This is a genomic window from Frigidibacter oleivorans, assembly GCF_003993775.1.
Classification (GTDB): Bacteria; Pseudomonadota; Alphaproteobacteria; order Rhodobacterales; family Rhodobacteraceae; genus Frigidibacter; species Frigidibacter oleivorans.
This window is the reverse complement of sequence record NZ_RJRZ01000009.1, coordinates 97,794-122,582: the sequence shown is the minus strand read 5'-3', so window position 1 is coordinate 122,582 and position 24,789 is coordinate 97,794. Positions and strand designations below refer to the sequence as shown.

Below are 24,789 nucleotides of genomic sequence, written 5' to 3'. Positions count from 1 at the left end.
GGAACTATACTCGGGGGAGCGTGAGGGGGCAGGCGGCACCCTCGCCCATCGGCGCACCCCCTCCACATTCCGCCGCCGCCGGCCTATCTATCGGAAAACGAAAGGGCGGCGGATTGGGTATCGGCGACATCGCGGACGGGCTGGCGCGCGGGGTGGGGGGGCTCGGCGCCTCGGTCACCGAGGCCTTCTTCGAACCGGTGATCCGGCTGGGGGTGACCGGGCTCAGCCGGGCGGGCAAGACCGTCTTCATCACCTCGCTGGTGGCGAACCTGCTGGACCGCGGGCGGATGCCGCAACTGCGCGCCGCCCGCGACGGCGCCATAGAGGCGGTGTTCCTGCAGCCGCAGCCCGACGTCACCGTGCCGCGCTTCGATTTCGAGACGCATCTGGCGGCGATGACCGGCCCCGACCCGCACTGGCCCGACAGCACGCGCGCGGTCAGCGAATTGCGGCTGTCCTTCCGGGTGCGGCCGCAGGGGATGCTGGGCGGGTTGCGCGGCCTGCGCACCGTGCACCTGGACATCGTGGACTATCCCGGCGAATGGCTGCTGGACCTCGGGCTGATGGATCGCAGCTATGCCGACTGGGCGGGCGAAGTGCTGGACCGCATCGCCAGCCGGCCCGAGGCGGCGGACTTCCTGGCCGCGGCGGGGGCGACCGACGGTTCGGCGCCGATGGCGGAACCCGTGGCCAAGCGGCTGGCCGAGGCCTTTGCCGCCTATCTGGTCGCGGCGCGGGCGGCGGGCTGGGCCGACTGCACCCCGGGCCGGTTCCTGCTGCCGGGCGAGATGGCGGGATCGCCCGCGCTGACCTTCGCGCCGCTGATGAAGCCCGCGACCCCCGGGCGCGGCAGCCTGTGGCGCGAGATGGAACGGCGGTTCGAGGCCTACAAGTCGAAGGTGGTGCGCCCGTTCTTCCGCGACCATTTCGCCCGGATCGACCGGCAGGTGGTGCTGGTCGATGCCTTGGGCGCCATCCATGCCGGCCCCCGCGCCGTCGACGACCTGCGCCGCGCCATGGCCGAGATCCTGTCGGCCTTCCGCCCGGGCCGGGCCGGCTGGCTGACGCAACTGCTGGGCGGGCGGCGGGTGGAACGCATCCTCTTCGCCGCGACCAAGGCCGACCATCTGCATCACAGCCAGCATCCGCAGCTGACCGCCATCGTCGAGGCGATGCTGCGCGAGGCGCGGGACCGGGCCGATTTCGCCGGAGCGAAGACGGCGGCCATGTCCATCGCGGCGCTGCGGGCGACGGTGGAAGAGGATCTGCCGCATGAGGGCGGCACCCTGCCTGCGGTGCGCGGCCGGCTGCTGGACCCGGCGACGGGGCGGTTGCGGCAGGCGGCCTTCTGGCCGGGCGACCTGCCCGCCGATCCGGCACATCTGCTGGTGCCGGCGCGGCAGGGGGCCGACCGCTGGCTCGATGCCGATTACGGCGCGATGGCCTTTTTGCCGGCGGTGCTGCGGCTGGCGCCGGGCGAGGGGCCGCCGCATATCCGGCTGGACCGTGCCGCGGAATTCCTGATCGGAGACCGGCTGAGATGAGCGACGATACCCCCCGTTCCCCGCCCCGTGCCCCCCTGCCGCGCGGCCCGGTACTGATCGACCGCGACGACCCGCCCGCCTTCGACCCCGCCAGCGCGCCGCCGGTGCCCGAGGTCGAGGCCGCGAATGCGCAGGCGCTGCGGCTGGCAACGCGGCTCGCCGCGCGGCCGCCCTCGCGCATCGGGCGCTTCTTCTGGGCGACGGCGGGGGCGCTGTTCTCGTTCCTGCTGTCGATGGCGGCGTGGAGCTTCGTCACCGGGCTGATGGCGCGCAACCCGGTGCTGGGCTGGGCGGCGACGGTGCTGATCGGGCTGTTCCTGCTGGCGGCGGCGCTGGTGGCCTTCCGCGAGCTTGCGGCCTATGCCCGGCTCGCGCGGCTCGACCGGGTCCAGGCCGAGGCGGCGCGGGCACAATCCTCGGGCGACCTGAAGGCCGCGCGCCGGGTGACGGACCATCTGCAATCGCTCTATGCCGGGCGGGCCGACCTGCGATGGGGCCGCGACCGGCTGGCGGCGCGGGCGGACGAGGTGTTCGACGCGGATGCGCTGCTGCACCTGGCCGAGACCGAACTGCTGGGCCCGCTCGACATCGTCGCGCGGCGCGAGGTCGAGGCAGCGGCACGCAGCGTGGCCGCGGTGACGGCGCTGGTGCCGCTGGCGCTGGCCGATGTCTTTGCCGCGCTGGCCGCAAACCTGCGGATGGTGCGGCGGATCGCGGAAATCTACGGCGGCCGCGCCGGCACCTTCGGCAGCTGGCGGCTGATGCGGACGGTGGTCACGCATCTGGTGGCCACGGGGGCCGTGGCGGTGGGCGACGATCTGGTGGAAACGGTGGCGGGCGGGGGGCTGTTGTCCAAGGTCTCGCGCCGCTTCGGCGAGGGGGTGGTGAACGGCGCGCTGACCGCCCGCGTCGGCGTGGCCGCGATGGAAGTCTGCCGCCCGCTGCCCTTCGCCGCGCTGCCCCGGCCCCGGGTGTCGAACCTGATCGGGCGGGGGCTGGCCGGGCTGTTCCCGGGGGGGAAGGACTAGGGTCGGCGCCGCACCTTCCGGTGCAGCACCGCCTAGCGCAGGACGGGTACCCCGCCGCGCGTCTCGACCTCGGCCACGCCCATGCGCAACCCCTGACCGATGCGATGGGCCAGCGCCGACCACGCCGCCGCCACGTCCGGCGGCAGTTCGCGGGCCAGCGTCGCGTCGAACAGCGCCAGCCAGCGGGGGAAATGGTCTGCCCGCACGTCGCCCGCCTGCAGATGCGCCCGCATCGGGCTGCCGTCATAGCCGCGGTCCATCAGGATCGCGTTGCGCCAGAAGGCGGCGATCTTCGCCTCATGCGTGGTCCAGTCGGTGACATGGGCGGCGAAGACCGGCCCCAGAACCGGCTCGCGCCGGACCTGCGCGTAGAAGGCGGCGACGACCCGGTCGATCTGGTCGCGCGTGACGGGAAAGCGGGGCGGGGGCGGCGTGCTCATGCCCGCCTCTTGCCGCGCCGGGGGCGCGGACGCAACGGGGGCCTTTGCCGCAGCCCGGCGGGCCGCCATCTTTACGCGGCGATGGCCCTTTCCTATAAGGCGCCCATGACCCGGCTGGCGATCCGTTCCTTCGGTCGAATTAGCGGCCCGGCGTCCTGAACCTCAGGACCGCCGGGTGAGAGCGCCTGCCAGGGGCGAACGCCCCCGTTCCGACCGATCCGGGCCAGACGGCCCCCCGCCACATGGCCCCCCGAAGGACCGCATTCATGTCTGCCGAGACCCCCGACTATCGTTCCACCGTCTTCCTGCCGGAAACCGACTTCCCGATGCGCGCGGGCCTGCCGCAGCGCGAACCGGGCTGGCTGGACCGCTGGGCGCGGATCGGCATCTACGACCGGCTGCGCGGCAAGGCGGGGCGCCAGCCCTTCACCCTGCATGACGGACCGCCCTATGCGAACGGGCATCTGCATATCGGCCACGCGCTGAACAAGACGATCAAGGACATGATCGTGCGCAGCCATCAGATGATGGGCTTCGACGCGCGCTATGTGCCGGGCTGGGACTGCCACGGCCTGCCGATCGAATGGAAGATCGAGGAGCAGTACCGGGCGAAGGGTCTGAACAAGGACGATGTGGATGTAGTGGCCTTCCGGCAGGAATGCCGCCGCTTCGCCGAGGGCTGGGTGGACATCCAGCGCGAGGAGTTCCAGCGCCTCGGCGTCACCGGCAACTGGGCCGATCCCTACCTGACCATGGATTTCCACGCCGAGGCGGTGATCGCCGAGGAATTCATGACCTTCCTGATGAACGGCTCGCTCTATCAGGGCTCGAAGCCGGTGATGTGGTCGCCGGTGGAAAAGACCGCGCTGGCCGAGGCCGAGGTCGAGTATCACGACCATACCAGCCACCAGGTCTGGGTGCGGTTTCCGGTGGTGGGCGCCGAAGGGCAGCTCGCCGGCGCCAAGGTCGTCATCTGGACCACGACCCCCTGGACCATCCCGCAGAACCGCGCCGTCGCCTTCAACCCGGACATCGCCTATGGGCTCTACGAGGTGACGGGCCGCCCCGAGGACAGCACCGCCCGGATCGGCGAGACGCTGGTTCTGGCCGACAAGCTGGCTGAGGCGGTGATGAAGGCGGCCAAGCTGGAACCGGGCATGTTCCGCCGTCTGGGCGACGTGACGGCGGACGAACTGGCGCATGTCACCCTCGCTCATCCCTATCGCGGGATCGAGGGTGGCAGCGGCGAATGGGACTTTGACGTCCCGATGCTGCCGGGCGAGCATGTCACCGACGACGCGGGCACCGGCTTCGTCCATACCGCGCCCAGCCATGGCGATGACGACTACCAACTGGGGCTGCGGCACAACCTGCCGATGACCTATAATGTGGAGCCGGACGGATCCTATCGCGCCGACCTGCCGGTTTTCGGCGGGCAGGCGATCATCCTGCCCGACGGCAAGGAAGGCCCCGCCAATGTCAGCAACATCAAGGCGCTGCACGGGGCGGGCGCGCTGTTCGCCAAGGGCAAGCTGAAGCACAGCTATCCGCACAGCTGGCGGTCGAAGGCGCCGCTGATCTATCGCAACACGCCGCAATGGTTCGTGGCGATCGACCGGCCGCTGAAGGACGGGATGGGCGCCGAGGGCGACACCATCCGGGCACGGGCGCTGGCCTCGATCGAGAAGCTGGTGAAGTTCACCCCGGTCTCGGGCCGCAACCGGCTGCATTCCATGATCGCGGCGCGGCCCGACTGGGTGCTGTCGCGGCAGCGCGCCTGGGGCGTGCCGCTGACCTGCTTCACCCGGAAGGGCGCGAAACCCACGGACCCGGATTTCCTGCTGCGCGATGCCGGGGTGAATGCCCGCGTCAAGGCGGCGTTCGAGGCCGAGGGCGCGGATGTCTGGTATCGCCCCGGCTTCAAGGAACAGGTGCTGGGCGACCGGGCCGACGACTACGACCAGGTCTTCGACGTGCTCGACGTCTGGTTCGACAGCGGCTCTACCCATGCCTTCGTTCTGCGCGACCGGCCGGACGGCACGGCGGACGGCATCGCCGATGTCTATATGGAAGGCACCGACCAGCATCGCGGCTGGTTCCATTCCTCGCTGCTGCAGGGCTGCGGCACCATCGGACGCGCGCCCTACCGGCAGGTGGTGACGCATGGCTTCACGCTCGACGAGAAGGGCATGAAGATGTCCAAGTCGCTGGGCAACACCGTGGCGCCGCAGCAGGTGATCGACGAATACGGCGCCGATATCCTGCGGCTGTGGGTGGCGCAGTCGGACTACACCGTCGACCTGCGGATCGGGAAGGAAATCCTGAAGGGCACCGCCGACAGCTATCGCCGGCTGCGCAACACCATGCGCTTCCTGCTGGGGGCGCTGAACGGCTTTACCGAGGCCGAGCGGGTGGAACCGGCCGAGATGCCGGAACTGGAACGCTGGGTGCTGCACCGGCTGGCGGAACTCGACCACGCGGTGCGCAAGGGCTATGTCGCCCATGATTTCCAGGGCGTGTTCCAGACCCTGTTCACCTTCTGCACGGTGGACTTGTCGGCGGTTTATTTCGACATCCGCAAGGACGCGCTTTATTGCGACGCGGCCGACAGCCCGCGCCGCCGGGCCGCGCGCACGGTTCTGGACCTGCTCTATCACCGGCTGGTGACCTGGCTGGCGCCGATCCTGGTCTTCACGATGGAAGAAGTGTGGCTCTGCCGCTTCCCGGGCGACGAGTCCTCGGTGCATCTGCAGGACATGCCGGCCACGCCCGCGGACTGGCTGGACGAGCCGCTGGCGCGGAAATGGGACAGCCTGCGCCGCGTGCGGCGCGTTGTGACCGCCGCGCTGGAGGTGCAGCGCACCGCCAAGGTTATCGGCGCCTCGCTGGAGGCGGCGCCGGTGGTGCATGTCGAGGATGCCGAGGTGCTGGCCGCGCTGCGCTCGGTCGACTTTGCCGAGATCTGCATCACCTCGGACCTGTCGCTGACCGGCGATCCGGCCCCGAACGAGGCGTTCCGCCTGCCCGAGGTGCCGGGGGTGGGGGTGGTCTTTGAACCCGCCGAGGGCGAGAAATGCCAGCGCTGCTGGCGGATCCTGCCCGATGTGGGCAGCCACGACCATCCCGGCACCTGCGCGCGCTGCGATACGGTGCTGGACGGGGCGGTGCCGGCCTGAACCGCCGGGGGCTGCCCCTAGCGCCGGGGCAGCCGCAGCGCCTGCGCCACGACATTCGTCACGTCGACATGGCCGGGCAGTTCGGTGTTGGTGTGGTGGCCCGCGCCCGGCACGGTGATGTCGTCGGCGATGTCGGGGCGCGAATTCATCCGCCCGAACCCGTCATGTTCGCCCATCACGTCGACGATGTCGTGGAAGGGGCGGGGCATCGCGATCTTGGCGCCGATGGTGACGATGCGGGTCTTCGCCGCCAGCGCCGCCGCCCGGGTCGCATCGGTTTCCGACAGCGCGAACAGCGCCTCGGAAATCACCAGGTTGCCCTTGGAATGGCCGACGATCAGGTCGATGTCATGCCCGGCCAGCAGTGCGATCACCGTCTTGACGTCGAAGCTGGCGCGCAGCTGGTCCAGCACCGGCTTGGCCGAAAAGGCGAAGGTCGAATGATGCGGGCGCGTCATGTCGTCGAACATCTCGAACAGGTGGCGGACAGAATTCATCGCGCCGAACCAGAAGAAGCCGCCCATCGCCTCGGCCAGCAGGTCCGACAGGCCATAGCCCGACACCACCGCCAGCACCGGCGCGTCCAGCGCATCGGCCACGTTGCGGGCGAAGGCCGCCGCGCCAAGCGCGGAGGAGCCGACCCCGGCCACCGCCAGCGCCTTCGCCTCGGTCGTGTGCATCGAGGCGCGGAACGCGTCATAATCCTGGAACACCGCGATCTCGGCCCGGTCGGTCGGATGCACCAGCAGCACCGCGCCCTCGGCCGCGTAGTGCGGGGCGAGGTCGGCGCTTTCGTGGTTTTCCAGCACGCGCAGGTCGTAGAACAGGTAGTCGAGCAGCGCGTTGCGCTGGCGCGGCAGTTCCAGCGCGATTTCGCGGGCGGGGTTGGGGGCGTTGACCTGGGTGGCGACCGTCATCAGCCGCGAGGTCTGGGCGGCGTTGAGCGTGGCAAGCGACTGCATGGCATCCTCCGCTGCGGGCAGGGCGGCGGGTTGGCCCCCATTGGGGCCAGCCCGCGTCCCGGGGGCAGGATGCGGCGCGAAGGGGGGCCGGGCAAGAGGGTTCAGTGACGCAGGGTCACTTTGCCGGGCGGACCCGTTCCGGGATCGCCTGCTGCGCCACGCCGGCCAGCAGCAGGTAGAGCGAGGTCGCGGCCAGCCCCCAATGCGCCCAGCTTTGCGGGTCGAAATCCACCCAGGCCGCCCATCCGGCGAAGAAGGTCCAGCCGAGCGCCACCGGCAGCGACACCGCGCGCCAGCGTTCCGTGCGGACGGGATGGATGAACTTCAGGTTCAGGAACATCGCCACCGCCAGCGCCACCACGATGGCCAGCGTCACCTCGAACTGCGGCTTCAGCGCGAACAGCACCAGCACCACCATGTTCCAGCAGGCGGGGAAGCCCGCAAAGGAATTGTCCTTCGTCTTCATCCGGGTGTCGGCGAAATAGATGACCGACCCGTAGACCACCACGATGATCGCGATCCAGCCGGTCCAGCCGGGCAGCAGGCCGGACTTGAACAGCGCATAGGCCGGGATGAAGACATAGGTCAGGTAGTCGATGATCAGGTCCATCAGCACGCCATCGTAGATGGGCCAGTTGGACTTGACCTGATAGCGGCGGGCCAGAGGGCCGTCGATGCCGTCCACGACCAGCGCCACCACCAGCCAGAGGAACATCAGGCTCCATTCCTCCTCGACCGCGGCGAGCATGGCCAGCATCGACAGGACCGCTCCGGTGGCGGTCAGGAGATGGACGGCGAGGGCCTTGAGGCGAAGCGTCATTACCCTCTCTTGGCGGAAAAGCCGGCCGGGCGCAACGTAGAACGGGCCGCGCCAACGGTGCACCTTGGGGGGTGGACCCGGGGTGGACGCGGGGGCGAACAGGCGCGGCAAGCCACGGGGTGGACCCGTGGGGGGAGCGGCCGCGCCGTTTGCCATCCGGGGCGGTCGCGCCAGCAGGGGCCCCCGGTCATGGACCCTGGGCCTGCCCCGCGTCACTGTCCGTGCCTGCCGCCAGTCGGCTGCCGTCAGTTCCGCAGCCGTCAGCGCGCTGCCGCCGGTCCGCAGCCGTCAGTCCACCACCGTCGTCAAGCCTCTCCCTCAGCGGGCCTCCCTCAGCGGGCTTCCGTCAGAGGACCCCAGATGGTGGCCAGCAGACCGGCGGCGCGGGGCGCGGCATCGGCGGCAAGGTCCAGCATCTCGCGCCCCGTCACCCGGCCGTCGGGGGCGGTGCCGTCCTGTCCGTCGATCCGGTCGAAGGCCCGCTCGAACCGGGCATGGCTTTGCACCTCGGCCCGCGACAGGTCGCCGGAGCGGTCGGCATCCAGCCGGGTGCGGAAATCGTTGGCGGCGGATTGCGCGGTGGCGGCGGCACCGCCCCGCAGATCGTGAAATCGCGCGGCCAGCGCGGTCTGCATCAGGTCCATTCTGTCACCCTCGGTTGCGCCCGGCCCCTGCCGGATACGCGCAGGATGCCGGGTCCGGGTTAACGCCGGGTTCGTGCCGCCCTCAGCCGCGCGCCCGGGGATGGGCCGCGTCATAGACCTCCATCAGCCGGGCGGCATCGACGGCGGTATAGGCCTGCGTGGTGGACAGCGAGGCATGGCCCAGCAGTTCCTGGATCGCCCGCAGGTCGCCGCCTGCCGACAGCAGATGCGTGGCAAAGCTGTGGCGCAGCGCATGGGGCGTCGCGGTGGCGGGCAGGCCGAGCCGGGCGCGGGCGCGTTCCATCGCCAGCGCCACCATCCGCGGGTTCAGCGCGCCGCCGCGCTGGCCGCGGAACAGGGGGCCGGCCCGGTCGGGCGGAAAGGGGCAGAGCCGGCGATACTCCTCCACCGCGTGGCGGGCGGCGGGCAGCACCGGCACGATCCGCTCCTTGCCGCCCTTGCCGCGGATGCGCAGCACCTCGGGCAGCGGCGCCTCGGCCCCGGTCAGGGCCAGCGCCTCGGAGATGCGCAGCCCGCAGCCCCACAGCAGGACCAGCACCGCGGCATCGCGCGCGGCGATCCAGGGTTCCGCCGCCTGATCCTCGACCGCGGCGACCATGGCCGTCGCCGCCTCGGGCGCCAGCGGCCGGGGCAGGGGGCGGCGATAGCGGGGGCTGCGCGCCGACAGCACGGTGGTGGCGTCGAAGCCCTGCCGGTCGGACAGCCAGCGATAGAAGCTGCGCACGGCGGACAGCTTGCGCGCCAGCGACCGCGCCGCCACCCCGCCCGCCCGTTCCGCGGCCATCCAGGCGCGCAGGTCGGCGGGGCCGATCGCGGCCAGCGGACCCAGCCCCGGCGGCCCGCCCCAGTGATGGGCAAGGAAGGTGAGGAAGCCCGTGACATCCGCGCCATAGGCCGCGACCGTCTTTTCGGCGGCGCCGTCCAGCGCCCGCAGATGCGTCAGCCAGCCCTCGAGCGCGTCGCGCGCGGCGGGGGCGAGCGCCAGGCTCATGCCAGCCAGCGCCGCATCGCGCGTTCGAAGACGCCGGCGAAGAAGGCCAGCAGGTCGGTGCCCTGATTGGCGCGGAAATGGTGCGGGTCTTCCGAGCCCATCGCCAGCGCGGCGGGCAGCCTTCCGGGGCCGAGGTCCAGCCGCGCCACCGCCTCGGACCGGACCCAGCCGGTCTTGTCGCCATAGATGCCCTCGCCCTCGCTGCGGGTCTGGCGCAGCACCACGGGCCGCGTCGCGCCGCCGCGCGGGCCGGACAGGTAGCTGTCGACGAAGCCGGGATCCGCCACGAACAGCACCTCGCCCGCCTTCGACAGGGCAGGATCCTCGCTGCGCTGCCGGGTTTCCAGCACCAGCCGCACCGCGTCGAGCCGCAGGATTTCTGCCACCGGCCCGCCGAGCGCGGCGAGAAACTCCTCGAACCTCGCGGGTTCCAGCACGGCCAGCACCGCGCGATGCACCTGATTGGTGCCGGCGAGGTTTTCGTAGGCCGCGGCGATGACCGAGCGGTGGGTGTCTTCCAGCCGGTCGAGCCGCGCCTCCAGCCGTTCCATGGCGATGCCGCGCAGGTCGACGACATTCATCCCCATCGCGCGCTGGTTGGCGGCGATCAGCGCCTTCATCAGGTCGCGATCTTCCAGAATCATCTCGGGCTGCGACAGCAGCCGTTCGCGCAGCGGCGCGTCGAGCGGGGCGGGGATCGGTGCGCTGTCAGCCATCTTCCGTCCGTTGATCGGGGCGGTTCGATCATAACGGCGGGGCGGGCGGGTCACAACCGCGGGTCAGCCGAAGACCAGCGACCGATGCAGCGATGCCCCGGCAAAGGTGCCGTCGCCCACGGCCAGCCCGACGCTGCCCGCGGGGCGGGCGATATCGCCGCAGGCGAAGACACCGGGGACCGACGTTTCCTTCATCCCGTCGGTGCGCAGGTAGGGACCCACCGGCCCCTCCTCGACCGCGCAGCCCAGCGTTCCGGCCAGCGGACCGTTCGGAGTGGTGCGGCTGGCGACGAACAGCCCGGCGAAAGGCAGGCTGCGCCCGTCCTCCATCGTCACCTCGGCCTCTCCGGCCAGCGCGGCGACGGGCGCCGGCTCGATCGCCACGCCCCTGCCGGTCAGCGCCGCGCGCGCCTCGTCCCCCGGATCGGTCCCGTTCGCCAGATAGGTGACCGGCCCCCATTCCGTCAGCAACTCGGCCTGATGCACCGACATCGGACCATTTGCCAGCACCCCCACCCGTCCGCCCTGCAATTCGTAGCCGTGGCAATAGGGGCAGTGGAACACCGACCGGCCCCAGCGGTCGGACAGGCCGGGAAGGTCGGGAAGTTGGTCGGTCACGCCCTGCGCCAGCAGCAGGCGCCGCCCCTCGGCCCGGATCCCGTCCGCCAGCGTCACGGCGAAGCCGTCGCGCTGCCCTTCGGCGGCGGTCGCGGTCCCGTCGATCCAGTCGAGCGTCGGATAGGCGCGCAGCTGGTCGCGGGCCTGCCGGGCGATGGTGGCGGGCGCCACGCCATCCTGTCCGAGGAAGCCGTGCGCGGTGGCGGCAAAGCGGTTGCGCCGCCGGTCGGCGTCGATCACCAGCACCCGGCGGCGGGCGCGCAGCAGTTGCAGCGCGGCGGACTGGCCCGCATAGCTGCCGCCGACCACGATCACGTCATACATGGCTGTCATCCTTTGTGGGAGCGAGGGGAGAGCGTGCCACCCCCGCATGGCGGCGCGAGAATTCCGCCGCCAGCATCGCCAGCGTCACCTGCCCGAAGCGGTCGAGCAGCAGCGCCTCGGCCGCGGCGAAGGCATCGTCCAGAACGGCATTCACCGCCTGTTCCACGAGACAATCGGGCCGCTCGCTGCGCTTGCCGATGGCAAAGATCGCGGGTTCGCCAAGAGCCTCATGCACCTGCCGCAACGTCACCGCGTTCAGGTCGCAGGCCAGCGTCCAGCCGCCCGACGGCCCCTTGCCCGAGCGGACGAACCCGGCCTCGCGCAGGCCCGCCATGGTGCGGCGCACGACCACGGGATGCGTGCTCATGCACAGGGCCAGCGTCTCGCTGGTGAGGGGGCGGTCGGCCTCGGCCATGTGCAGCAGGGCGTGGAGGACCGAGGAGAGGCGGCTGTCATGTCTCATGTAACTTCTGATATTACGATTCTTCGGCGGATGCAATCCACGGGTCGCGGGGCGCGGTGAGTCTCGGCATCGACTCGGGCGCCGGGACTCGGGGGCTGAGACTTGGCGGCTGACCCCGGCGTTGACCCCGGCCGTCCCGGATGCGACACCCGGTGCCGGTCTGGCGAGAGGCGGCGATGGACGAGGAGGGGCATTTTCCCGAAGGCGCGCGGGTGGCGGTGCTGACCTGCGAACCGATCGGCCGGCCGCTCGACTATCTCGCGCCGCCGGGGGGCTGCGCGGCGGGGGCCTATGTCGCGGTGCCGCTGGGGCCGCGGCTGGTGATGGGCGTGGTCTGGGGGCCGGGCGAGGGCGGGTTCGACGCGGCGAAGCTGCGCGTGGTGAACCGGGTGCTCGACGCGCCGCCGATGCGGGCAGAACTGCGCGCCTTCCTGATCCGCGCCGCCGACTACACCCTGACCCCGCCGCCGGCGATGCTGCGGCTGGCCACCCGCGCGCCGGGCCTGGGCGATCCGCCGGGCACCCGCCGCGTCCATCGCCTGACGGGCCGGCTGCCCGAGCGGATGACGGAGGAACGGCGCCGGGTCGTGGCCGCGATGCAGGAGTTCGGCGGCGCGGCGCTGACCCTGTCCGAGGTGGCGGCGGCGGCGGGGGTGACCACGGGCGTGATCAAGGGGCTGGTCAAGACCGGCGCCATCGCCGAGGAAGAGGCGCCGCGCGACCTGCCCTTCCCTCGGCTGGACCCCACGCTGCCGGGCAAGCCGCTGGCCCCCGACCAAGCCCTGGGCGCGGCGCGGCTGCGGGCGGGAGTCGCCGGCGGCGCCTATGGCACGACGCTGCTGAAGGGCGTCACCGGATCGGGCAAGACCGAGGTCTATCTGGAGGCGGTGGCCGAATGTCTGGCGCGCGGGCGGCAGGCGCTGGTGCTGCTGCCGGAAATCGCGCTGACGGCGGAATTCCTCGCCCGGGTCGAGGACCGCTTCGGGGCGCGGCCCGCCGAATGGCATTCCGGCATCACCCAGACCGAACGGCGCCGCGCCTGGCGGATGCTGGCCGAGGGCGGGGCGCAACTGGTGGTGGGGGCGCGGTCGGCGCTGTTCCTGCCCTTCCGCGATCTGGGGCTGGTGGTCGTCGACGAGGAGCACGACACCTCCTACAAGCAGGAGGATGGCGTCCTTTACAACGCCCGCGACATGGCGGTGCTGCGCGCCAGCTTCTGCGGGGCGCAGGTGGTGCTGGCTTCGGCCACGCCCTCGCTGGAGACATGGGTGAATGCGCAGGCGGGAAAATACGCCCGGATCGACCTGACCGCGCGCTTCGGCGCCGCGACCCTGCCCGAGATGCGCGCCATCGACATGCGGGCCGAGCCGATGCAGCCGAACCAGTGGATTTCGCCCGCGCTGGCGCTGGCGGTGGCGGCGCGGCTGCAGGCGGGGGAACAGAGCCTCCTGTTCCTCAACCGGCGCGGCTATGCCCCCGTCACCATCTGCCGGGCCTGCGGCCACCAGATCGGTTGCGACCAGTGCGATGCGCGGATGGTCGAACACCGGTTCCTGAAGCGGCTGGTCTGCCACCAATGTGGCGAGACGAAGCCGATGCCCGCCGCCTGCCCCTCTTGCGGGGCCGAGGGCAAGCTCGCCCCGGTCGGGCCGGGGGTGGAGCGGCTGGCCGAGGAGGTGGCGGCGAAATTCCCCGACGCCCGGCTCGCGGTGCTGTCCTCGGACCTGTTCGGCTCGGCCCGGGCGCTGAAAGCGGCGATCGAGGATATCGCGGCGGGCGGGGCCGACATCGTGATCGGCACGCAGCTGGTGGCGAAGGGGCACAACTTTCCGCTGCTGACGCTGGTGGGGGTGATCGACGCCGATCTGGGGCTGCAGGGATCGGACCTGCGCGCGGCGGAACGCACCTTCCAGCTGATGCGGCAGGTGGCGGGCCGGGCGGGGCGGGCGGAACGGCCGGGCATGGCGCTGCTGCAGACCTTCCAGCCCGAACATCCGGTGATCCGCGCCATCCTCGGTGGCGACGAAGAGGCGTTCTGGGCCGCCGAGGCGGCGGAACGGCGGGCGGCGGCGGTGCCGCCCTTCGGGCGGATGGCGGGGATCATCCTGTCCTCGCCCGACGTGCAGGCGGTCTTCGATTTCGGCACGGCGCTGGCGCGGCGGCGCGGGCCGCTGGACCGCATCGGCGCGCAGGTCTGGGGGCCGGCACCCGCGCCCATCGCCCGCATCCGGGGCCGCCACCGCGTGCGGCTGCTGGTCAAGGCCGACCGCGCCGCGCCGCTGCAGGCGGCGCTGGCCGACTGGGTGGCGCAGCTGAAGCCGCCCGCGAACCTGCGGCTGGCGATCGACATCGACCCGCAGAGCTTCTTCTGACGGGCTTCGCGCCTGACGGGCGCTGTCAGCCCAGCTGTTCGTAGACCGCCGTGGCCAGATCGCGCAGCAGGTCGCGCGGCACATCGCCCATCAGCGCATAGCCGACCGAGCCGTCGACCCACCAGAAGCCGTTCAGCCCCTGCATCTCGACAAAGCGGAAGGCAGTCTGCCCGCCCGCCTGCGGCGCGGCATAGAGGCTGATCCGCCGCCCGGTGCCGTCCTCGTACATCAGCAGCGCCGCAGTGCCGCCCTCTGCCGGCAGGATCCGCCCGCCCATCAGCCGGAAGCCGAGCGCCGAGACATCGGGGGGCACGATCGGGTGGCCCAGCCGTTTCGACAGCCAGCCGGTCAGGTGCCGGTCCTCCTCGGCCGTCACCTCGACCGGATGCGCCACCTCGACGGCGAAGGTCCGGTGCGCCGCCGCCGCCGCCGGGGCCGGGCCGGCCGCGGCCAGCAGGGCGGGCGCGCCGGCCGGAAGTCCCGGCAGCCAGCCCTGCCGCAGCCCCCATCCGCCAAGCGCGAGGCCCAGGACCACCCCCGCGGCGACCAGCCCCGCCGCGCGGGCAAGCCGCCCCGCCGTGCCCGCGCGGGTCGCGGGGCGGTTCCGCCGCCGGTCAAGGCCTTCGATCCGCCCCTCGGCGCGGCGGGCTTGCGCGATCACCGCCGTCAGCCGCCCGGGCACCGGCTCGGCCGCGACCGGATCGCACAGCGCCTGCAGCGCCCGGTCCTGCGCCTGCCAGTCGGCCAGCATCGCCGCGGCGGCGGGATCGCGCGCGATCCGCGCCTCCAGCTCCGCGCGTTCGGCCGGGGGCAGGCGGCCGTGATGCAGCGCCATCAGCGCGTGGTCGCCCACGGATGTGCCGGTGTCCCGTCCGCTCATCGTTCCGCCTTCCGTTCTCGGCGCGGTTCGCGCCCGGTCATGGCCCGCAGGCTGGCCCGCGCCCGGCCGAGCCGCGACACCAGCGTGCCCTCGGCGATATCGAGCGCCTGTGCCGCCTCGGCAAGGCTCAGCCCCTCGACCGCGACCAGCAGCAGGGCGCGGCGCTGATCCTCGGGCAGGCGGGTCAGCGCCGCCTCCACCTCGCGCAGGGCCAGATGCGCCTCCTGCCCGCCGGGCCGGGCGGGTTCGGGCAGGTCCCCGGCCACGACCAGATGGCTGCGCAGGCTGTCGCGGCGCAGCGCGTCGCGATGCAGGTTGGTCAGGATGCGGAACAGCCAGCCGCGCAGCGATCCGCCCCCGGCCTCGGGGCCGCGGAACCGGTCGCGCGCGGCCACCGCCCGCTCGAGACAGTCCTGCACCAGATCGTCCGCCCGCGAGGCGTCGCGCGTCAGCGCCCGCGCATGGCGGCGCAGCGCGGGGATCTGGGCCTCGATCTCGTCCAGCAGCGACATGCGGCCTCGGCGGCGGGGGAAAACGGCGCCGGACGGGCGGCGCCGTGGATGGTTCGGGATGGCCCGCGGGGGCGCGGGTCCGGTATCGCTTAGGGCTTGGCCGCGTGCCAGACACCTTTCACCCCGTCGCCGGTCACGTCGCCCGGCGCGGCATCCTTGATCCATGTGTAAAGCGGCTGGCCCCGCAAGGTCCACTGCATCGCGCCGTCCTTGCGCGGGGACAGCGTGAAGTCGCCCTCGGGCACCGCCCCGGCCTCGGCCAGCAGCGGCGGCCAGTTGACGGCGCAGGCGTCGTAGCAGGCGGATTGCCCGTCGCGATCCTCGTCGAAGATGTAGAGCGTCATGCCCCTGGCATCGGTCAGCACGGGGCCGAGCGCGCTGCCGCCGGTCATGGCGGGCGCGGCGGCTGCCGGCAGGGGCAGGACGGCGGACAGGGCAAGAACAAGGCAGGCGGAACGCAGGTCGGGCATCGTCAACTCCGGTCTGGGGCGGCCGGACCGCCCGGCTGCCTGATAGTGCGACGCAAGGGGGCGGGGCCGGCATCCCGCGGTCACGGAAACGTGAGAGTGGCGGGGCAGGGGGCTCCGTCCCCGGGGCGCGACTGGGGTGCGACTGGCGATCCGGCCGCGCGGCCCCTACATAGGGGACGAACAGGACAGGAGGTCCCCATGCTTCTGAACGCGCTTTTCGGCAAGCCTTCCCGCATCCCCTCGGCCGACGAGGCCCTGCCCGGCCGGGCAGAGCCGATCCCGACGGCCGAGACGCATTTCCTGTCCGGCCGTCCGCTGAACGGTCCCCGGCCCGAGGGCATGGAGGAGGCGGTGTTCGGCATGGGCTGTTTCTGGGGGGTGGAGCGCAAGTTCTGGGACCTGCCCGGCGTCTGGGTCACGCAGGTGGGCTATGCCGGCGGTCCGACGCCGAACCCGACCTATCGCGAGGTCTGTTCGGGCATGACCGGCCATAACGAGGTGGTGCGCGTGGTCTACGATCCGGCGGTCATCGGCTACGAGGACCTGCTGAAGGTGTTCTGGGAAAACCACGACCCGACGCAGGGCATGCGGCAGGGCAATGATGTGGGCACCCAGTATCGCAGCGGCATCTACACCGCCTCGCCCGAACAGGCTGCCGCCGCCGAAGCCTCGCGCGCGGCCTATGCCGAACGGCTGGGGGTCGCGGGCTATGGCCCGGTCACGACCGAGATCCTGCCCGCGCCGCCCTTCTACCCGGCCGAGGACTATCACCAGCAGTATCTGGCGAAGAACCCGAACGGCTATTGCGGCATCGGCGGCACCGGCGTGACCTGCCCGATCGGCACCGGGGTCGGCAGCGGATCGCGCGCGGCGGGCTGAAGCCGCGCGATCCGGCGCCGCTTGACGGCGGGGGCGGGCGGGCCTATCGCCCGGGGCGTTCCCCATCGTTTGCCCCCTTCCTGCCGGAGCCTGCCATGACCACCTTCACCGCCCTGACGACGCTGGCCGGGCGCGACCCCGCCGAAGCCCTCGGCGAGGCGATGGAAGCGATGGAGCCGGAGCCCACCGGCGTCGGCGTCTTCGAGATCGAGGACGGCTCGGGCCGGTGGGAGGTGGGCGGCTATTTCCTCGACCGTCCCGACGATACCGAACTGGCGCTGCTGGCGGCGGCCTTCGGCGCGCAGCCCTTCATCGTGTCCGAGGTGCCCGATACCGACTGGGTTGCGCATGTGCGCCGCGACCTGCACCCGATCGAGGCGGGGCGGTTCTTCATCTACGGCGCCCATGATGCCGACAAGGTGCCCGAAGGGCGCGAGCCGCTGCTGATCGAGGCGGCGATGGCCTTCGGCACCGGCCATCACGGCACCACCCAAGGCTGCCTGATCGCGCTCGACCGGCTGGATGCCGAAGGCGTGCGCGCCGCGAAGGTGGCCGATATCGGCTGCGGCACCGCCGTTCTGGCGATGGCGGCGGCGCGGATCTGGCCGGAGATCGCGCCGGTCATGGCATCCGACCTCGACATCGTGGCGGTGGACACGGCGGCGGCGAATGTCGTGGCCAACGGACTCGCGGGGCGGGTCGAATGTTTCGAATGCGCGGGTTTCGACCATGACCGCCACGACGCGGCGGCGCCCTACGACCTCGTCTTCGCCAATATCCTCAAGGGTCCGCTGATCGAACTGGCCCCGGAAATGGGCCGCCGGATCGCTCCCGCGGGCCATGCGATTCTGTCGGGCATCCTGACCGTGCAGGCCGACGAGACCGAGGCCGCCTATCGCGAGGCCGGCTTTGCCACGCATGCGCGGGACGAAATCGGCGAATGGACCACATTGGTGATGCGCCGGATCCAGTGACGGCCGGCCTGCCCGGATTTCGCCACATTTCGGACCTACCCCTGCCGGACCGGACGGTCTTGCCCGAGGTATGTGCGATGATTGACGAGAACATGGAGGATTTCTACCGGCGCCTGTCTCGCATCGAGACGGTGCACCGCATGGGCGGCGGGTTCGAGGCGCCGGGCACATTGGGCCGGCAGGTGCCCGTTCGCCGTCCGCAGCCGCGCTCGCCGGTGCTGCGGATGCTGGCGGTGACGGCCGTGGCGGTGATGCTGACGAAAGGCGCGATGCTGGCGCAGATCGGGGCCGCGGCCTATGACGCGCGGCTGGACCGGCTGCGCGCCGGCGACCAGGCCGACCGGGTGGGGGCGATGCTGCTGGCCGCAGACCCGGCGACGGTGGCGCTGGCCGACGGGTTCCGGCGGGCCGCGGCACTGCTGGACTGAGCCCCCGCGGCCTTTTCGCGCCTTTCCGGATACGGGCCGAAACCGATCAGGGGCCTTCAACGACTAAGGGCCGGTGCAGATCGCTCTGCCACGGCCCCGTCTCGTGCGGTTCGTTTGTCGTCAGGTCGGCCGCGCGGGCCTTCGGTCTGCCTCAGAAGCCGCGGCTGACCGCGTCGATGTCGCTGCGGGTCAGGCCGATATCGTCCAGTTCCCGGTCCGACAGACGCGACAGCGCCTGGCGGGTAACGCGCGCGTCGTTCCACGCGGCGATGGCGGCGCGGACCCGGCCCACGATGCCGAGGCCCGAGACCTGGCTGAGTTCGTAGCTGGCCATGATCGTTGTCCTTTTCAAAACGATTAATATGGAAGCAACTCGCTTCCTGAAGCGCAAATAGATCGGGCCGGGTGCGAACACAAGCGACCGGATTGCATGGTCGCAATGCACGTGCAGCATGGCTCCGCCGCCGCGCCGTCATTTCGCGCAAGCGGTTGATTTCCGGGCGAAACCTGTGTCGCTTTCCGCTTCCGGCATGTCGCTTTTACGACAGGCGCCGCGGGCGCCGATGTCGCGGCCCGCCCATCGGCCTTGCCGCTGGCGGATGTTCGCCTTTCGTGCTAGCCCTTCCCGCAGCAACGACAGGACCGGCCCCCGGATGCGAAGCGGGCCAGCTGCAGGGCAGAAGGGGCGGATGATGCGGGTTCTGGGGCTCGATCCGGGATTGCGGACGACCGGCTGGGGCGTGATCGAGGTCGAGGGCGCGCGCCTGTCCCATGTCGCCAACGGGCTGTGCACCTCGGGCGAGGGCGATCTGGCGGTGCGGCTGCTGGCGCTGTTCGACCAGATCTGCGCCGTGGTGGACCGCTTCGCGCCCGATGCGGCGGCCGTCGAACAGACCTTCGTCAACAAGGATGCCTCGGGCACGCTGAAACTCGGCCAGGCGCGGGCGGTGGCGCTGCTGGCCCCGGCCCGGGCGGGCATCGCGGTGGGCGAATATGCCCCGAACGCGGTGAAGAAGGCGGTCGTCGGCGTCGGCCATGCCGGCAAGGAACAGGTGCAGCACATGGTGCGGGTGCAACTGCCCGGGGTCGAGTTCGCCGGGGCCGACGCCGCCGATGCGCTGGCCATCGCCATCACCCATGCCCATCACCTGCAAAGCGCGCATCGCGTCTCGGCCACGGTCAGGGCCGCCCGCGCCGGGCGCGGCAGCAGCGCTGCCGCCTGGGCCGACCTTGCCCGCCGCCGCGCGGTCGGGGGCGGCGCATGATCGGGCGCATCGCCGGGGTGATCCTGCACCGCGCCGCCGATCACGTGCTGATCGACGTGCGGGGCGTGGGCTATCTCGTCCATGTCTCGGACCGCACCGCCGCGGCGCTGCCCAAGGTGGGCGAGGCCTGCGCGCTCTATACCGACCTGCTGGTGCGCGAGGATCTGCTGCAGCTTTTCGGCTTCACGACGCTGCTGGAAAAGGAATGGCACCGGCTCCTGACCGGGGTGCAGGGGATCGGGGCGAAGGCCTCGCTCGCCATTCTCGGCACGCTGGGGGCCGAAGGGCTGGGCCGCGCCATCGCGCTCGGCGACTGGAACGCGGTGCGCCGCGCGCCCGGGGTGGGGCCGAAACTGGCGCAGCGGGTGGTGCTGGAACTGAAGGACCGCGCGCCTTCGGTCATGGCACTGGGCGGCGCGCTGACGGTGGATGCAGGCCTGCCCGGGGCCGATGCGGTGATCGAGGCGCCCGCCGCCCCCCGCGCCGCCGCCGCGCCGGCCGCGCCCTCCTCTGCCGCCGCGACCTCGGACGCGCTGTCGGCGCTCGGCAATCTCGGCTACGGCCCGTCCGAGGCCGCCGCCGCCGTGGCCGAGGCCGCCGCCGCCGATCCCGCCGCCACGACCCCCGCCCTGATCCGGGCCGCGCTGCGCCTGCTCGCCCCCAAGGGCTGAAACCTTGGCAGCCGCCGCCCCCGCCTCCATATCCATGGCGTGAGGCAGGCAGAGGGGCGGCAATGGGCGCTTATGTGAAGACGGCGATGCTGATGGCGGCGATGACGGCGCTGTTCATGGGCGTGGGCTGGCTGATCGGCGGATCGGGCGGCGCGGTGATCGCGCTGGTCGTCGCGGGGCTGATGAACCTCTTCACCTGGTGGAACAGCGACAGGGCGGTGCTGCGCATGCACAACGCCCGCCCGGTGACCGAGGCGGAGGCCCCCGCCTATGTCGGCATGGTGCGCGAGATGTGCGCGCGCAACGGCATGCCGATGCCCGCCTGCTATATCATCGACACCGACCAGCCCAATGCCTTTGCCACCGGGCGCAACCCGCAGAATGCCGCCGTCGCCGCCACCACCGGCCTGCTCCGCCGCCTGTCGCCCGAAGAGCTGGCCGGCGTGATGGCGCATGAACTCGCCCATATCCGCAATCACGACACGCTGATCATGACGATCACCGCCACCTTCGCCGGGGCAATTTCCATGCTCGCGAATTTCGCGCTGTTCTTCGGCGGCAGCCGCGAACGCATGGGGCTGGTGGGCACGCTGGCGCTGATGATCCTCGCGCCGCTGGCGGCCGCGCTGGTGCAGATGGCGATCAGCCGCGCGCGGGAATACGAGGCCGACCGCGTGGGGGCCGAGATCTGCGGCCAGCCCCTGTGGCTCGCCGCGGCGCTGGAAAAGATCCAGGGCTTCGCCGCGCGGATCGACAACCCCGCCGCCGAGCGCAACCCGGCCACCGCGCATATGTTCATCATCAACCCGCTGCATGCCCATGCGCATGACAAGCTGTTCTCGACCCACCCGAACACCGCAAACCGGGTCGCCGCGCTGGTCGAGATGGCGGGCGGCCGCACCGCCGGCCGCGCCCCCGCGCCGGCCGCCAGCTCGATCCCCCGCACCCGGCGCGCCGCCCGCCGCGGCCCCTGGGGCTGACCGCGCCCCATCTTCTGTTCGCAAATATCCCGGGGGAGGCGCCGCAGGCGACGGGGGCAGCGCCCCCTGCGCCCTCACCGCTCTTGCATCGGCCGGGCTTCCCTGTGAGAACGGAACGGCAACCCCGCCATGGCCGTCAAGGTGCCGATGCAAGCCCCCGATCCCACCCTGCGTGCCAGCCCTCTGCCCGAGGATGCCGTCGCCGCCGACCGGGCGCTGCGTCCGCAGGGTCTGGAGGAATTCGTGGGCCAGGCCGAGGCGCGGGCCAATCTGCGCGTCTTCATCGAAAGCGCCCGGCGGCGGGGCGAGGCGATGGACCACACGCTGTTCCACGGCCCCCCCGGTCTGGGCAAGACCACGCTGGCGCAGATCGTGGCGCGGGAACTGGGGGTCAATTTCCGCATGACCTCGGGCCCGGTGCTGGCGCGGGCGGGCGACCTTGCCGCGATCCTGACCAATCTCGAGGCGCGGGACGTGCTGTTCATCGACGAAATCCACCGGCTGAACCCGGCGGTGGAAGAGGTGCTCTATCCCGCGATGGAGGATTTCGAGCTGGACCTCGTGATCGGCGAGGGGCCGGCGGCGCGGACGGTGCGGATCGAGCTGCAGCCCTTCACGCTGGTCGGCGCGACGACCCGGCTGGGCCTCTTGACCACACCGCTGCGCGACAGGTTCGGCATTCCAACCCGGCTGCAGTTCTATACCGAGGACGAGCTCGACCTGATCGTGGCGCGGGGGGCGCGGCTGCTGGGGGTGCCCGCCGATCCCGACGGCACGCGCGAGATCGCGCGGCGGGCGCGGGGGACGCCGCGCATCGCCGGGAGGCTGCTGCGCCGGGTCGTCGATTTCGCGCTGGTCGAGGGCGACGGGCGGCTGAACCGCGCCATCGCCGACCGGGCGCTGACCCGGCTGGGGGTGGACGACCTCGGGCTCGACGGGGCGGACCGGCGCTATCTGACGCTGATGGCAGAGCATTACCAGGGCGGGCCGGTGGGGGTGGAAACCCTCTCGGCCGCACTGTCGGAAAGCCGCGACGCGATCGAGGAGGTGATCGAGCCCTATCTGCTGCAGCAGGGCCTGATCCAGCGCACCCCGCGCGGCCGGATGCTGGCCGCCCGCGCCTGGTCGCATCTGGGCCTGCCGCCGCCCGATCCGCGCGGGCAGTCCGACCTGTTCGCCTGAGGCGCGCCGCGGCTAGCCGGCCAGCAGCCGCCAGCTGCGCCCCGGCTGGATCGGGCTGCGCCCGGGCCGGCCGTCCTGCGGCACTGCCGCCAGCGACATCTGTACATCGCCGATGACCTCGTCGCGCAGGCGGTAATACTGGTGCCGTCCGTGGCTGAGCGCCGTCTTGCTGATCAGGCCGCAGTCGATGGCGAGGATCCGCGCGCTGAGCCGGTCGAGGTTCTGCGGCCCGTCGGTGCCCAGCCGGTCGGCCATGCCCTTGGTGGTGTCGGAGACGGCCAGCGCCACGTCATCCGCCGCGTGATAGACCATCACCCGGTTCGCCAGCGCGTCGAGCGGTCCGAGCTTCATCGCGTCAGCCAGCGCGTCGTGATCCTCGTCCGCGGCCATCAGGAACACGCAGTCGAAGATCCGCGGCAGCCGCCCGCCGTTTTCGGCGACGAAGCGCTGCAGCGCGTGGCGCAGCGCCCAGTTTCCCATCGAATGCGCCACCAGATGCAGGCGCCGGGTGCATTGCCGCAGGTCGTCCGGGTCCGGCACCGCGCCCAGCTTGCGCGCGTCGAGGATGGTCTGGCGATCGTCCAGCCGCATCTCGGTCAGGAACTCCACCAGCCGCTGCAGGGCGCGCGCCATGGCGATGCCGGATGCCGCCGCGTCGTCGCGGTCCGAGAAATAGTGCCAGGCGGGCTGCACCGTGCCGTTGGAGGGCCAGGAGAACAGCACGACCTGAACCTTCTGCCGGGCCGTCGAATACAGTTCCTGCAGCGCCGCGGCCCGGCGCAGCGAATTCTCGAAGGAATTGGCGAAGCCGTGGATGTAGATCAGCACGTCCCGCTCCTCTTCCTTGAGGATCCGGCGCAGTTTCTCGAACAGGGCTGCGGAGCCGAGCTTGGCCGGCGTCTTCGCCGTCTCGCGCAGCTGTTCGTCGTAAAGCGTCGAGGCGCCCACCTGCCAGCTGTCGTCTTCCTTGGGATCGGGGCCGGTCAGTGTCACCTCGGCCTCGCCGACGCGGAAGATCTGCGGGCCGTCGGCGTTGAACCGGTCGCCGAACAGGTCGCCCTTCGACGAGCTGCGGTGGCGGATATTGCGGTTGCTGGCAAAGAAGATCGTGGTCAATGGACTCTCCGTCGATCAGGTGATTCAAATGCCGCGATCCTACTCCTGCGCGAACGGGCCGGGTAGGGCATCCGGATTGCGTGTGCCGGGGCAGGGCCGCCTGATGCGACAGGGACAGGAGAGTGATGACCGTTTCCGCCGACGAGATCGCCGCCTTCTTCACCCGTGCCGATGGCAGCTATCTCTGCGCCCGCTGGGGGCGGCCGATCGTGCCGGTGGTCTTCGGGGTCGAGGATGCGACGCTGGCCACGGTGAAGGGCGCGATCGAGGCGGTGGTGGCGCTGGCCGGACACCGGCTGGCGGAGACCGATCCGGAGATGGGGGCGAACCTCTTCGTCTTCTTCCTGCGCGACTGGTCCGACCTGCGCGGCGTGCCCGATCTGGACCGGCTGCTGTCGGATCTCGACCCGCTGCTCGACCGGCTGGAGGCGGCGGGGGCGAACCAGTATCGCGGCTTCCGCTTCGATGCCGACGGGGCGATCCGCGCGGCCTTCGTCTTTGTGCGGATGGATGCGGCGCTGGCCGCGCTGCCGGCCGAGACCATCGCGCTGGCGCAGGCGGTGCAGGTCATCCTCACCTGGTCGGACGGGGCGTTCCGGGGCGGCTCGCCGCTGGCGCTGGCGGGGCACGACGCGGTGCTGCGGGCGGATGTGGCGGCGGCGATCCGCGCGGCCTATGACCCGGTGCTGCCGGCGGCGGCGCGGGATGCGAGCCATGCGCTGCGGCTGGCCGCGCGGACCGGCTTGGGCACTGTCGGGGGCACTGTCGGGGGCGGGCGCGCATGATCCACCGCTTCACCTGCCGGGTCTATTACGAGGATACGGACCTCGCCGGGATCGTCTATTACGCCAATTACCTGAAGTTCATCGAACGCGCCCGCAGCGAATGGGTGCGCGGGCTGGGGATCGACCAGGCCGCGCTGAAGGCGGGCGAGGGGCTGGTCTTCGCCGTGCGCCGGGTCGAGGCGGACTATCTGCGCCCGGCGCGCTTCGACGACCTGCTGACGGTCGAGACGGCCCTCGTCGCCGCCACCGGCGCGCGGATCGTGCTGGACCAGACCGTGCTCAGGGACGGCGCGCGGCTGTTCGCGGCGCGGGTGACGCTGGTCGGCCTGACGGCGGCGGGGCGGCCGGCGCGGCTGCCGGCGGCGCTGCGGCTGCCCGGCGGCTGAGCATCCGCCCGCTTCGCCGCCCTGCGGCGAAAATTGGCGGTTTCATGCCGCACGGGTGACGCAGATGTGTTGGCACCCGGCCTTTCGCACGTGTAGATAGGCGTGCAAAGAGGGCCGCGCGGAATGCGGCCCCAACCGGCGA

26 protein-coding genes are annotated in these 24,789 nt (G+C 71.7%); 13 read left to right on the top strand and 13 right to left on the bottom strand.

Annotated features, from left to right (window positions below; all coding sequences use genetic code 11):
• The first annotated feature begins 113 nt into the window (after positions 1 to 113).
• Both EEY80_RS12590 and EEY80_RS12585 read left to right on the top strand, forming a co-directional pair.
• A complete protein-coding gene (locus EEY80_RS12590; RefSeq protein ID WP_126976922.1) occupies positions 114 to 1,544 on the top strand; it encodes a YcjX family GTP-binding protein in 1,431 nt (476 codons plus the stop codon).
• Positions 1,541 to 2,572 carry a YcjF family protein gene (locus EEY80_RS12585; RefSeq protein WP_126976921.1) on the top strand — a complete coding sequence of 344 codons (1,032 nt, stop codon included), beginning with the start codon at positions 1,541 to 1,543 and terminating at the stop codon, positions 2,570 to 2,572. Before EEY80_RS12590 ends, EEY80_RS12585 begins: the two co-directional genes overlap by 4 nt.
• A gap of 32 nt (positions 2,573 to 2,604) precedes the next feature.
• On the opposite strand, the gene EEY80_RS12580 is transcribed toward EEY80_RS12585, so the two are convergent.
• The gene (locus EEY80_RS12580; RefSeq protein ID WP_126976920.1) at positions 2,605 to 3,012 is read right to left on the bottom strand and encodes a group III truncated hemoglobin; all 408 of its coding nucleotides are present in this window, start codon (positions 3,010 to 3,012) and stop codon (positions 2,605 to 2,607) included.
• A 266-nt stretch (positions 3,013 to 3,278) separates the two neighbouring features.
• Here EEY80_RS12580 and ileS point away from each other — a divergent pair, with 266 nt between their 5' ends.
• A complete protein-coding gene (gene ileS, locus EEY80_RS12575) occupies positions 3,279 to 6,188 on the top strand; it encodes an isoleucine--tRNA ligase (protein ID WP_126976919.1) in 2,910 nt (969 codons plus the stop codon).
• A gap of 17 nt (positions 6,189 to 6,205) precedes the next feature.
• Here the strand turns inward: ileS and EEY80_RS12570 are convergent, their stop codons facing one another.
• From EEY80_RS12570 to EEY80_RS12540, 7 genes are all read right to left on the bottom strand, one after another.
• Complete coding sequence (locus tag EEY80_RS12570) at positions 6,206 to 7,150, bottom strand: hypothetical protein (protein ID WP_126976918.1); 945 nt, start codon at positions 7,148 to 7,150, stop codon at positions 6,206 to 6,208.
• Between the two features lie 115 nt (positions 7,151 to 7,265).
• Complete coding sequence (locus tag EEY80_RS12565; RefSeq protein WP_126976917.1) at positions 7,266 to 7,970, bottom strand: CDP-alcohol phosphatidyltransferase family protein; 705 nt, start codon at positions 7,968 to 7,970, stop codon at positions 7,266 to 7,268.
• A 332-nt stretch (positions 7,971 to 8,302) separates the two neighbouring features.
• The gene (locus tag EEY80_RS12560; RefSeq protein ID WP_126976916.1) at positions 8,303 to 8,614 is read right to left on the bottom strand and encodes a hypothetical protein; all 312 of its coding nucleotides are present in this window, start codon (positions 8,612 to 8,614) and stop codon (positions 8,303 to 8,305) included.
• A gap of 82 nt (positions 8,615 to 8,696) precedes the next feature.
• Entirely contained in the window at positions 8,697 to 9,626 is a 930-nt protein-coding gene (locus EEY80_RS12555; protein ID WP_126976915.1) for a tyrosine recombinase XerC, read from the bottom strand.
• The gene (locus EEY80_RS12550; protein ID WP_126976914.1) at positions 9,623 to 10,342 is read right to left on the bottom strand and encodes a DUF484 family protein; all 720 of its coding nucleotides are present in this window, start codon (positions 10,340 to 10,342) and stop codon (positions 9,623 to 9,625) included. The genes EEY80_RS12555 and EEY80_RS12550 overlap by 4 nt, the downstream gene beginning before the upstream one ends.
• 63 nt (positions 10,343 to 10,405) lie before the next feature.
• Positions 10,406 to 11,284: an NAD(P)/FAD-dependent oxidoreductase gene (locus EEY80_RS12545; protein WP_205749108.1), complete on the bottom strand. Its 879-nt coding sequence runs from the start codon at positions 11,282 to 11,284 to the stop codon at positions 10,406 to 10,408.
• Positions 11,277 to 11,747 (bottom strand): Rrf2 family transcriptional regulator, encoded by a 471-nt coding sequence (locus EEY80_RS12540; RefSeq protein WP_126976912.1) that lies wholly within the window; start codon positions 11,745 to 11,747, stop codon positions 11,277 to 11,279. The genes EEY80_RS12545 and EEY80_RS12540 overlap by 8 nt, the downstream gene beginning before the upstream one ends.
• Before the next feature lie 176 nt (positions 11,748 to 11,923).
• Here EEY80_RS12540 and EEY80_RS12535 point away from each other — a divergent pair, with 176 nt between their 5' ends.
• Complete coding sequence (locus EEY80_RS12535) at positions 11,924 to 14,119, top strand: primosomal protein N' (protein ID WP_126976954.1); 2,196 nt, start codon at positions 11,924 to 11,926, stop codon at positions 14,117 to 14,119.
• Between the two features lie 25 nt (positions 14,120 to 14,144).
• Here the strand turns inward: EEY80_RS12535 and EEY80_RS12530 are convergent, their stop codons facing one another.
• The 3 genes from EEY80_RS12530 to EEY80_RS12520 all read right to left on the bottom strand — a co-directional run bounded on the left by EEY80_RS12530 (position 14,145) and on the right by EEY80_RS12520 (position 15,981).
• Positions 14,145 to 14,999: an anti-sigma factor family protein gene (locus EEY80_RS12530; RefSeq protein WP_126976911.1), complete on the bottom strand. Its 855-nt coding sequence runs from the start codon at positions 14,997 to 14,999 to the stop codon at positions 14,145 to 14,147.
• Entirely contained in the window at positions 14,996 to 15,511 is a 516-nt protein-coding gene (locus EEY80_RS12525) for a sigma-70 family RNA polymerase sigma factor (protein WP_126976910.1), read from the bottom strand. The genes EEY80_RS12530 and EEY80_RS12525 overlap by 4 nt, the downstream gene beginning before the upstream one ends.
• A gap of 89 nt (positions 15,512 to 15,600) precedes the next feature.
• The gene (locus EEY80_RS12520) at positions 15,601 to 15,981 is read right to left on the bottom strand and encodes a COG4315 family predicted lipoprotein (RefSeq protein WP_126976909.1); all 381 of its coding nucleotides are present in this window, start codon (positions 15,979 to 15,981) and stop codon (positions 15,601 to 15,603) included.
• 198 nt (positions 15,982 to 16,179) lie between these two features.
• Between EEY80_RS12520 and msrA the strand changes: the two genes are divergently transcribed.
• The 3 genes from msrA (at position 16,180) to EEY80_RS12505 (ending at position 18,262) form a co-directional block, all read left to right on the top strand.
• Positions 16,180 to 16,860 carry a peptide-methionine (S)-S-oxide reductase MsrA gene (gene msrA, locus EEY80_RS12515; protein ID WP_126976908.1) on the top strand — a complete coding sequence of 227 codons (681 nt, stop codon included), beginning with the start codon at positions 16,180 to 16,182 and terminating at the stop codon, positions 16,858 to 16,860.
• Between the two features lie 95 nt (positions 16,861 to 16,955).
• A complete protein-coding gene (locus EEY80_RS12510; RefSeq protein ID WP_126976907.1) occupies positions 16,956 to 17,834 on the top strand; it encodes a 50S ribosomal protein L11 methyltransferase in 879 nt (292 codons plus the stop codon).
• 77 nt (positions 17,835 to 17,911) lie between these two features.
• Entirely contained in the window at positions 17,912 to 18,262 is a 351-nt protein-coding gene (locus tag EEY80_RS12505) for a hypothetical protein (RefSeq protein WP_126976906.1), read from the top strand.
• 151 nt (positions 18,263 to 18,413) lie between these two features.
• Here the strand turns inward: EEY80_RS12505 and EEY80_RS12500 are convergent, their stop codons facing one another.
• Positions 18,414 to 18,596: a DUF1127 domain-containing protein gene (locus tag EEY80_RS12500; RefSeq protein ID WP_126976905.1), complete on the bottom strand. Its 183-nt coding sequence runs from the start codon at positions 18,594 to 18,596 to the stop codon at positions 18,414 to 18,416.
• A 358-nt stretch (positions 18,597 to 18,954) separates the two neighbouring features.
• Here EEY80_RS12500 and ruvC point away from each other — a divergent pair, with 358 nt between their 5' ends.
• From ruvC to ruvB, 4 genes are all read left to right on the top strand, one after another.
• A complete protein-coding gene (ruvC, locus tag EEY80_RS12495; protein WP_126976953.1) occupies positions 18,955 to 19,527 on the top strand; it encodes a crossover junction endodeoxyribonuclease RuvC in 573 nt (190 codons plus the stop codon).
• Complete coding sequence (ruvA, locus tag EEY80_RS12490; RefSeq protein ID WP_126976904.1) at positions 19,524 to 20,198, top strand: Holliday junction branch migration protein RuvA; 675 nt, start codon at positions 19,524 to 19,526, stop codon at positions 20,196 to 20,198. Before ruvC ends, ruvA begins: the two co-directional genes overlap by 4 nt.
• Positions 20,199 to 20,260: 62 nt before the next feature.
• Entirely contained in the window at positions 20,261 to 21,178 is a 918-nt protein-coding gene (htpX, locus tag EEY80_RS12485) for a zinc metalloprotease HtpX (protein ID WP_126976903.1), read from the top strand.
• Positions 21,179 to 21,325: 147 nt separating this feature from the next.
• The gene (ruvB, locus tag EEY80_RS12480) at positions 21,326 to 22,360 is read left to right on the top strand and encodes a Holliday junction branch migration DNA helicase RuvB (RefSeq protein ID WP_126976952.1); all 1,035 of its coding nucleotides are present in this window, start codon (positions 21,326 to 21,328) and stop codon (positions 22,358 to 22,360) included.
• A 12-nt stretch (positions 22,361 to 22,372) separates the two neighbouring features.
• Here ruvB and EEY80_RS12475 read toward each other — a convergent pair whose 3' ends face one another.
• Positions 22,373 to 23,476 (bottom strand): alpha/beta hydrolase, encoded by a 1,104-nt coding sequence (locus tag EEY80_RS12475; protein ID WP_126976902.1) that lies wholly within the window; start codon positions 23,474 to 23,476, stop codon positions 22,373 to 22,375.
• 125 nt (positions 23,477 to 23,601) lie between these two features.
• On the opposite strand from EEY80_RS12475, the gene EEY80_RS12470 reads away from it, so the two are divergent.
• Both EEY80_RS12470 and ybgC read left to right on the top strand, forming a co-directional pair.
• Positions 23,602 to 24,261 (top strand): hypothetical protein, encoded by a 660-nt coding sequence (locus tag EEY80_RS12470; RefSeq protein WP_126976901.1) that lies wholly within the window; start codon positions 23,602 to 23,604, stop codon positions 24,259 to 24,261.
• Positions 24,258 to 24,647, top strand: a complete 390-nt coding sequence (gene ybgC / locus EEY80_RS12465) for a tol-pal system-associated acyl-CoA thioesterase (protein WP_126976900.1) — start codon at positions 24,258 to 24,260, stop codon at positions 24,645 to 24,647. The genes EEY80_RS12470 and ybgC overlap by 4 nt, the downstream gene beginning before the upstream one ends.
• The last annotated feature ends 142 nt before the right edge of the window (positions 24,648 to 24,789 follow it).

Coding starts and splice junctions, on each gene's coding strand:
- EEY80_RS12505 (WP_126976906.1), top strand. CDS start 17,912: ATGATTGACGAGAACATGGAGGATTTCTACCGGCGCCTGTCTCGCATC.
- ruvC (WP_126976953.1), top strand. CDS start 18,955: ATGCGGGTTCTGGGGCTCGATCCGGGATTGCGGACGACCGGCTGGGGC.
- EEY80_RS12520 (WP_126976909.1), bottom strand. CDS start 15,981: ATGCCCGACCTGCGTTCCGCCTGCCTTGTTCTTGCCCTGTCCGCCGTC.
- ruvB (WP_126976952.1), top strand. CDS start 21,326: ATGCAAGCCCCCGATCCCACCCTGCGTGCCAGCCCTCTGCCCGAGGAT.
- EEY80_RS12540 (WP_126976912.1), bottom strand. CDS start 11,747: ATGAGACATGACAGCCGCCTCTCCTCGGTCCTCCACGCCCTGCTGCAC.
- EEY80_RS12535 (WP_126976954.1), top strand. CDS start 11,924: ATGGACGAGGAGGGGCATTTTCCCGAAGGCGCGCGGGTGGCGGTGCTG.
- EEY80_RS12545 (WP_205749108.1), bottom strand. CDS start 11,284: ATGTATGACGTGATCGTGGTCGGCGGCAGCTATGCGGGCCAGTCCGCC.
- ruvA (WP_126976904.1), top strand. CDS start 19,524: ATGATCGGGCGCATCGCCGGGGTGATCCTGCACCGCGCCGCCGATCAC.
- EEY80_RS12530 (WP_126976911.1), bottom strand. CDS start 14,999: ATGAGCGGACGGGACACCGGCACATCCGTGGGCGACCACGCGCTGATG.
- EEY80_RS12585 (WP_126976921.1), top strand. CDS start 1,541: ATGAGCGACGATACCCCCCGTTCCCCGCCCCGTGCCCCCCTGCCGCGC.
- EEY80_RS12560 (WP_126976916.1), bottom strand. CDS start 8,614: ATGGACCTGATGCAGACCGCGCTGGCCGCGCGATTTCACGATCTGCGG.
- ileS (WP_126976919.1), top strand. CDS start 3,279: ATGTCTGCCGAGACCCCCGACTATCGTTCCACCGTCTTCCTGCCGGAA.
- EEY80_RS12525 (WP_126976910.1), bottom strand. CDS start 15,511: ATGTCGCTGCTGGACGAGATCGAGGCCCAGATCCCCGCGCTGCGCCGC.
- EEY80_RS12470 (WP_126976901.1), top strand. CDS start 23,602: ATGACCGTTTCCGCCGACGAGATCGCCGCCTTCTTCACCCGTGCCGAT.
- htpX (WP_126976903.1), top strand. CDS start 20,261: ATGGGCGCTTATGTGAAGACGGCGATGCTGATGGCGGCGATGACGGCG.
- EEY80_RS12550 (WP_126976914.1), bottom strand. CDS start 10,342: ATGGCTGACAGCGCACCGATCCCCGCCCCGCTCGACGCGCCGCTGCGC.
- EEY80_RS12565 (WP_126976917.1), bottom strand. CDS start 7,970: ATGACGCTTCGCCTCAAGGCCCTCGCCGTCCATCTCCTGACCGCCACC.
- msrA (WP_126976908.1), top strand. CDS start 16,180: ATGCTTCTGAACGCGCTTTTCGGCAAGCCTTCCCGCATCCCCTCGGCC.
- EEY80_RS12500 (WP_126976905.1), bottom strand. CDS start 18,596: ATGGCCAGCTACGAACTCAGCCAGGTCTCGGGCCTCGGCATCGTGGGC.
- EEY80_RS12555 (WP_126976915.1), bottom strand. CDS start 9,626: ATGAGCCTGGCGCTCGCCCCCGCCGCGCGCGACGCGCTCGAGGGCTGG.
- EEY80_RS12510 (WP_126976907.1), top strand. CDS start 16,956: ATGACCACCTTCACCGCCCTGACGACGCTGGCCGGGCGCGACCCCGCC.
- EEY80_RS12570 (WP_126976918.1), bottom strand. CDS start 7,150: ATGCAGTCGCTTGCCACGCTCAACGCCGCCCAGACCTCGCGGCTGATG.
- ybgC (WP_126976900.1), top strand. CDS start 24,258: ATGATCCACCGCTTCACCTGCCGGGTCTATTACGAGGATACGGACCTC.
- EEY80_RS12580 (WP_126976920.1), bottom strand. CDS start 3,012: ATGAGCACGCCGCCCCCGCCCCGCTTTCCCGTCACGCGCGACCAGATC.